At 36.8% G+C, this 7,123-nt stretch carries 6 protein-coding genes; 3 read left to right on the top strand and 3 right to left on the bottom strand.

Translation table 11 applies throughout. The features are described 5' to 3' along the window. Nucleotides 1-359 precede the first annotated feature (359 nt). Genes tsaC through A6M14_RS13875 form a run of 3 tightly spaced genes read right to left on the bottom strand, consistent with a single transcriptional unit; the run spans nucleotide 360 to nucleotide 3,297 of the window. Complete coding sequence (tsaC, locus tag A6M14_RS13885) at nucleotides 360-929, bottom strand: L-threonylcarbamoyladenylate synthase type 1 TsaC (RefSeq protein ID WP_152875850.1); 570 nt, start codon at nucleotides 927-929, stop codon at nucleotides 360-362. A gap of 39 nt (nucleotides 930-968) precedes the next feature. Continuing rightward, complete coding sequence (gene dprA, locus A6M14_RS13880; protein ID WP_152875848.1) at nucleotides 969-2,126, bottom strand: DNA-processing protein DprA; 1,158 nt, start codon at nucleotides 2,124-2,126, stop codon at nucleotides 969-971. 10 nt (nucleotides 2,127-2,136) lie between these two features. Continuing rightward, a complete protein-coding gene (locus A6M14_RS13875; RefSeq protein WP_152875846.1) occupies nucleotides 2,137-3,297 on the bottom strand; it encodes a LysM peptidoglycan-binding domain-containing protein in 1,161 nt (386 codons plus the stop codon). A 120-nt stretch (nucleotides 3,298-3,417) separates the two neighbouring features. On the opposite strand from A6M14_RS13875, the gene def reads away from it, so the two are divergent. The 3 genes from def (at nucleotide 3,418) to A6M14_RS13860 (ending at nucleotide 6,611) form a co-directional block, all read left to right on the top strand. Beyond that, the gene (def, locus tag A6M14_RS13870) at nucleotides 3,418-3,948 is read left to right on the top strand and encodes a peptide deformylase (protein ID WP_152875845.1); all 531 of its coding nucleotides are present in this window, start codon (nucleotides 3,418-3,420) and stop codon (nucleotides 3,946-3,948) included. A gap of 84 nt (nucleotides 3,949-4,032) precedes the next feature. Further along, nucleotides 4,033-4,461, top strand: a complete 429-nt coding sequence (locus A6M14_RS13865) for a DUF2946 family protein (protein WP_152875843.1) — start codon at nucleotides 4,033-4,035, stop codon at nucleotides 4,459-4,461. 68 nt (nucleotides 4,462-4,529) lie between these two features. After that, on the top strand, nucleotides 4,530-6,611 hold the full coding sequence (locus tag A6M14_RS13860) for a TonB-dependent copper receptor (RefSeq protein WP_152875841.1): 2,082 nt from the start codon (nucleotides 4,530-4,532) through the stop codon (nucleotides 6,609-6,611). Nucleotides 6,612-7,123 lie beyond the last annotated feature (512 nt).

Below are 7,123 nucleotides of genomic sequence, written 5' to 3'. Positions count from 1 at the left end.
AATGTCAACAGACCCTAATGTATTTAATTTTTAAGTGATGAATAAAAAAGCAAATTTTTAAAAATGCTCAATAAAATAGCAACATAATTTGAATTATGATTATTTTACCACCTAATTAATATATTTTTTATATAAATAGATACCTTAATTCTATTTCTCATTGAAAAAAGATTAATGAATAATAGCATCAGTTAAGCAATTAAGCCTATGTTTTAAAACATGCTTATTGTGAAGCCAGAGATTTGCAAGACCCTCTGGATGTGATTACACATCCTTTTTTATGCTCAGCCATCCCTATATGGTTGAGCTTTTTTTTGTCTAAATATTATGAAAATGTTTTTCACTTTTTTTGGTGTTTTTTAAGCGCGAATAATATCGCCTGTTTCTGCATCTATAATTTTGCTTGGTTCACGGCTTAATCCTAAATCACCGTTCAAATAATTTAATTCATTTTTAAAGTAATGCGTTGCATCTTGTAATGAGCGAGCAGGTTCTAATCCTGCTGTATTTGCACTTGTCGACACAATATAGCCATTAAATGCATTACATAAAGCAATACACAAAGGGTGGGTTGTTACACGAACAGCAACTTTGGGATGATTGCCTTTAATCCATGTTGGAATATCTTCTGTAGCTGGTAGGAGCCAAGTTGTTGCACGTTCCGATGAACTACGATTACTCCAAGAATCAATAATCTGATTTCGTATTTCAGGACTTAGATTTTTTAATAAATGTTCGACTTGTGAAATTTGCCCTGCTAATAAAATCACACCTTTTTCAATAGGACGCTGCTTTAAGCGTAATATTTCCTGAAAGGCTTTCTCATTATGTGGATCACAGCCTAAACCCCAAACAGCCTCTGTAGGATAGGCAAGCACTTGTCCTTGTTTAAGGCAATTCGCGGCTTCTGTAACAGAGGTGGTGATCATGGGAGGGAACCTTTAAAAAATAAAGGGTTATTGTGAACCTTATTTATTGGAACGACAACGCACATATAAACCTGATTGTTGCATACATAGACCACTTAACTCTAGTTCCATCAAATGACCCGTTAATGTCGCAATATCAAGTTGAAGAGTTGTTGCAAGCTGATCAATATTTTGTCCAACCCAATCGAGTTGTTTGTAAAGAGGAATGAGATAGTCTGGAATATCTAAGAATTGATTAGAATCTTTTTCACTTAATTCTGTTGAGTTGTTTTGCTCAGAATTTTGTTGGCTGTGCCATTGCGTTGGAAGTGCTAAGTCTTCAATTGCTTGTTCAGGATGATCAATTAAAATTGCACCTTCACGAATAAGTTGATGGCATCCTTGATGGTGTTCACTATAAATATGTCCAGGAATCGCAAATATTAATTTACCCTGATCTGCTGCAAGTTTAGCGGTGATGAGTGAACCACTTTCCAGACTAGCCTCAGCAACAATGATACCTAAGCTTAAACCGCTTACAATTCGGTTTCTTCGAGGGAAATGCTGTTGCAAGGGCTTCGTTGTCGGTAAAAACTCGGTAATGACTGCACCATGGTGATTTATAATTTCTTGTCTTAATGCTTGGTTTTGAGATGGGTAGGTTATGTCTAAACCTGTTCCCATTACGGCAATAGTTCGATGGTTTTTGATCCCACCTTGATGAGCAGCTTCATCTATTCCTTGCGCTAAACCACTATTAATATAAAAACCTTTTTCACTTAAATAATAGGCAAAGTCATACGCTACTTGTCGACCATGAGGGCTAGATTTTCGACTTCCTACAATTGCAATTTGTGGTTGTAGAAGAATTTGCTCATTGCCTTGCCCAAAAATAATGGGAGGTCTATCGCTATAGGGTAAAAGTTGGGTTGGATAGCATGAATCTGCTTCTGTAATAACAAAATCCGAAGATTGCTTAATGTGTTGAAGTAAATGTTGAAACTCAGTTTGACCTTCTTGGGTATGAAATTTTTCTAAACGTTGAATATGGTTTTTATGGAGGTTTAAATTCTTCCAAGCAATTAGGCTTTCTGGCTTTAGTGAGTCTTCTAAGTTTTTAAAATGTGCTTTTATTTTGTAATAACTAGAAAGTGAATGTTGAACCACATACCACACCGCAATTGTTTCGATCTGAGTTTGTGATAAATGATTCAACATCTTCGTTCAACTAGTCATTCATGATTGGTGGTGTAAGTAAGGCACCAATATTTATAGGTAGGTCACTTTCAAGAACATAGGCATAACTCAAATTTTCAAATGTTTTGAATACCATAATGCTACCTACGTTTTCTGATGGTAATTGCAGTGTTTCATGAGTAACAGGATCTTTAACAGTTTGACCCAGTTCGTTTACGCTAAATACATGACCTGTTTTAACGCCTTGGTTTGTTCCGCGGTCAATGCTTACAACACTTCTTACTGCAGCAGCACTAATTGAGCCTTGAATTCGAATAATTTTACCGCCAGCAATGACTTCATCCGCATTCACTGGATAAAACAGTGTTGGTAACATTGCATCTTCTTCTAGCATTACGAAATAACCACGACGGATTTCCGAGTTATAAGAATCTGTAATTTCTAATGTAGTGAGATCGCCTGTTTGTTTGGTCGCAATTCCCGATGCAACTTGAACAATTTCTAAACCAGCATTATATTTTTTACCGTTAGCATCAAGCATGATGTAAGGATCATTTTCTCGGTAAACACCGTATTGTTGCCCTATTTCCAAGCCATTTCCGCGAACATAAACACTTTGTCCTTTAGCCGCTAAGACACGCTGATCTTTGGCTCCAACGATATATGGTGTGTTTTTAACGGAATCAGCAGCTACGACACTTGAGCGCTCTAGCCAATTTTTAATTCTATCTAGTGGAATGACAGGAATCGTGTTATTCAAAGACTCAATACGAACTTGAGGTTGAAGAGTAATGGTGCCATTGCCATAGCGACGGATAATGCCGTCACAGCCATCACCCTGATCTTTACCAATAATTGGGCGATTATTATAGGTACACATAAGTAAGCGATCGCCGGGGAAGATCCAATGTGGGTTTTTAATGTATTTATTACTTGCCCAAATTTCGCGCCAACGGTACGGATTCTTAAGAAATTTCTTTGAAATATCCCAAAGCGTATCGCCCTTTTTTACAACATAAACATTAGGTGCGTTGGCTTTTAATGCTGGTGGATTGATATTACGTGTCGGTGTTGATGCTTCAATTGTCGTTACAACACCAATGCTTAGACCTGCACAAATAGTAAGTGCAAGCGTCTGTTTTTTTAACCCCAAGACACTGAAATAAGATGTGTCTTTAAAAACCTTTTTCATTATCATAATTCCTAAAATTATGTATGTAGTTGCGTTATAATAACGATCTTACACACATTTTTTCGATGAAGCATTCCTTCATTTTGGTTTTTTGATCAATGGCATAAGTGAGGACGCAATATGGCCTTATTACCTATTTTAAGTTTTCCCGACCCACGTCTTCGTACCATTGCACAACCAGTCGAAGAAGTTACTGACGAGATTCGTCAGCTTGCTGCAGATATGTTTGAAACGATGTACGCAGCGCCAGGAATTGGCTTGGCTGCAACGCAAGTCGACAAGCATATTCAGCTTATTGTTATGGATTTATCTGAAAATAAAGATGAACCCATGGTTTTTATTAACCCTAAAGTTACCCCATTAACTGAACATACCCAACCTTATGAAGAGGGTTGTCTTTCAGTGCCTCAAATATACGACAAAGTTGAACGTCCGTCACGTGTCAAAATTGAAGCTGTAAATTTAGAGGGTAATGCTTTTGAGTTAGAAGCAGATGAACTTCTTGCTGTTTGTATTCAGCATGAAATGGATCACTTAAACGGCAAGCTTTTTGTAGATTATTTATCTCCTCTTAAACGCCAACGTGCGCGTGAGAAAATTGAAAAAGCTGCTCGTCAGCGTCAAAAAGAAAATGTTCCAGTGAAACGCTAACTCATTAGTAAATGTTTGTAACTCAAAGCCCAATTTTTATTGGGCTTTGTTATACTCAGTTGTGACAAATTTTAGGATTTGCCTTTGCTCTTACGTAGTGGCTTGCTGCTTTCAGCTTTTGCAGTATTTTTACAGATCGCTGTATTTTTACAGCCTTTGTTACCGAAGCAATATCAAGTTGCTCCGGTCTGTGAAACCATTACGCGTGCACTTTTGCTGAAACCATCAACGGTACATTCATCGCACAGTGCTCATTCACATCAATCTTCTATACATTCAGAACATCAAAAAAATTCCGAACATGCAGGACATGAACATGATGCAAATCATCAATGTCAGTACTGTACTGTGTATGGAAATTTGGTGTTACCACCTGAGTTAGATGTAAAAGAAGTATTTGATCGTATTCAAGTTCGCTTAATTGCATTCCAACAGGCATTTAGTCATGTTTGGTTTGTTCTACAACGACTTTTTCTTATCCCCCAAGGGCGAGCCCCACCACTTTTCGCATAAATCAAACGTTAATTTCGGGTCTTTACTGACTCTAGCCTTGTTTTATTTATGTTTTAAGTGAGAAAAAAATGGCTCAGCCAAAATTTTTTTTACAGCCTCTTGCGGCTGCGATTTGTGTTGCTTGTTATTCACCAGTTGTATTGGCAAATGATTCAAGTGAATCTAAAAAACTTGCGCCAATTACAGTGACTGCTCAAGCAGGTAACGATGCGAATGGCTTAATTGTTCGAGCAGATCCAAAACAGCCTATTCAACCGATTCCTGCAACAGATGGTGCAGATTACTTACAAAGTATTGTAGGTTTTAGTTCTGTAAATAGTGGTGCAGGAACCAATGGTGATGTCACATTCCGAGGTATGTTTGGTTCACGCATTAAAATTTTGACGGATGGCACGGAAAATTTAGGTGCATGCCCAAGTCGTATGGATTCGCCTACATCTTATATTTCACCAGAAAGTTATGACCAAATTTCTGTCATTAAAGGGCCACAAACCGTTCAGTATGCCAATACGGGTTCTGCTGCAACGGTTATTTTTGAACGCTCACCTGAAAAGTTGACTTCTGAAAAGCCTTATCGTGGTCAAGCAAGTGTATTGATGGGGTCATTTGGGCGTTTGGATCATAACCTTGAAACAGCAATTGGCGATGAACATAAGTATGTTCGTTTAAATGCCAATCGATCAGTTGCAGATAGTTATAAGGATGGCAGTGGAAATACAGTTCCATCTGACTGGAAACGTTGGAATGTTGATGTCGCTTTAGGTTGGACACCTGATGAAAACACATGGCTAGAACTTACTGGTGGGAAGGCCGATGGTGAAGTGGTTTATGCAGGTCGTGGCATGGATGGATCTCAGTTTGCTCGTGAAAGCTTAGGTTTGCGTTTTGAAAAGAAAAACGTCACTGATGTCATTAAGAAAATTGAAGCACAAGTGAACTATAGTTTTAATGATCATGTCATGGATAACTATAGTTTGAGAAAAGTGCCTCAAACGCATGATATGACAACGCATGAAATGGTTGATAATCCATCATCTATGCAGGTAACACGCCGTACATTGAATACGCGTTTGGCTGTGACGCATGAATGGGACAAACTTCAAGTTATTACAGGTGTTGATTCTCAACATAATAAACATGCGGGTGGTATGAAATCGAATACGATGGATATGCCACTGAAGTCTGATATGCAATTTCAATCATATGGCGCTTTTGGTGAATTAACTTATCAATTGGAAGGAGATAATCGTGTAGTTGCAGGGGCGCGAATTGATCAAGTTAAAGTAGATGCTTTAAAAACACAGCAAAGCCGTTCTGAAACATTGCCTAGTGCATTTATTCGTTTTGAAAATACACATCCTGAACATGAAGATGGTAAAACATATATTGGTCTAGGCTATGTAGAGCGTGTGCCAGATTATTGGGAGTTATTTAAAACAGACTATTATGGTGTAACAGCCAATACCTTTAAAAAGTTAGAAACTGAGAAAACCTTACAACTTGATTTTGGCTATCAACATGAACATGGAGCTTTTAATTCTTGGGCTTCTGCTTATACAGGCATGATTAAAGATTATATTTTGATGACTTATCCTAAATCACAAAACAGTGGACATGGACACGGCCATTCAATGGGTATGGGCTCTGGAAAGCAAAATACGGTAGATTCACGTAATGTCGATGCTGTTATCGCTGGTGCGGAAGCGGGTATAGGCTATAAATTTACAGATGCAATTCAGGCAGATGTAAGCGCAATGTATGCTTGGGGTAAAAACACCACAGACAATACACCTTTACCACAAATTTCACCTTTAGAAGCACGTGTAAACTTACGTTATGTGCAAGACAAATATAATATTGGTTTGTTATGGCGTGTTGTGGATGGGCAAAACCGAGTAAGTTTAAATGAGGGTAATATCGTAGGTTATGACCTGAAAAAAAGTTCAGGCTTTACGACCTTGTCTATTAATGGATCTTATAACTTAACGAAAGATGTGGATTTATCTATTGGTATAGATAACTTGTTAGATAAAACCTATACCGAGCATTTGAATAAAATGGGAAGCTCTGGCTTTGGTGATGATTTTGCCACTCAACAATTTAACAATACAGGGCGTAATTATTGGGCACGCATGAGTATGAAGTTCTAAATAAATTGCAATTTTAGATTTAAAAAGCCATTACTTGTTTAGTAGTGGCTTTTTTTATAGAGGGATGAACTTCATAATTTGAAGTCTTTTATGGAATGAAAAACGAATATTGAATGCTTATTCATCATATTGTTGGTAAATAAAGCAAAAATTGAATTTTATTTAAACAGGAATTGGTTTTTGTTTTTAATAATTATATATAAAACAAGTTCTTATGTTTGTTTTGATTTGTTGATTCTATAATAATGAATTAATTTAAAAATAAATTATATTTAAATTTCATGTATTTATGAGTTTTATAGATTATAAAATAAACATGCAAAATAAAATATTTACAATAGGTGTTGCAAGCCATCAAAAATCCTGTAGAATGCACATCCATCGGCGGTGATTAAGATTAAAACTTCTGATAAAACAGCAACTTAGTACGAAGTGTTAAGATTGGGTTTTAGGAAGAAAGTTTAAAATAATTTGAATTACTAGTTGACTTCCTAGAGATAGAGAGTAATATA

Source organism: Acinetobacter portensis, assembly GCF_009372215.1.
GTDB lineage: Bacteria > Pseudomonadota > Gammaproteobacteria > Pseudomonadales > Moraxellaceae > Acinetobacter > Acinetobacter portensis.
Note: the sequence above shows the minus strand (reverse complement) of the source record. Positions and strands in the feature narration are given on the sequence as shown.

Bases quoted from the DNA above. Each gene is read 5' to 3' on its own strand.
- tsaC (WP_152875850.1), bottom strand. From the start codon at position 929: ATGATCACCACCTCTGTTACAGAAGCCGCGAATTGCCTTAAACAAGGA.
- dprA (WP_152875848.1), bottom strand. From the start codon at position 2,126: ATGTTGAATCATTTATCACAAACTCAGATCGAAACAATTGCGGTGTGG.
- A6M14_RS13875 (WP_152875846.1), bottom strand. From the start codon at position 3,297: ATGAAAAAGGTTTTTAAAGACACATCTTATTTCAGTGTCTTGGGGTTA.
- def (WP_152875845.1), top strand. From the start codon at position 3,418: ATGGCCTTATTACCTATTTTAAGTTTTCCCGACCCACGTCTTCGTACC.
- A6M14_RS13860 (WP_152875841.1), top strand. From the start codon at position 4,530: ATGGCTCAGCCAAAATTTTTTTTACAGCCTCTTGCGGCTGCGATTTGT.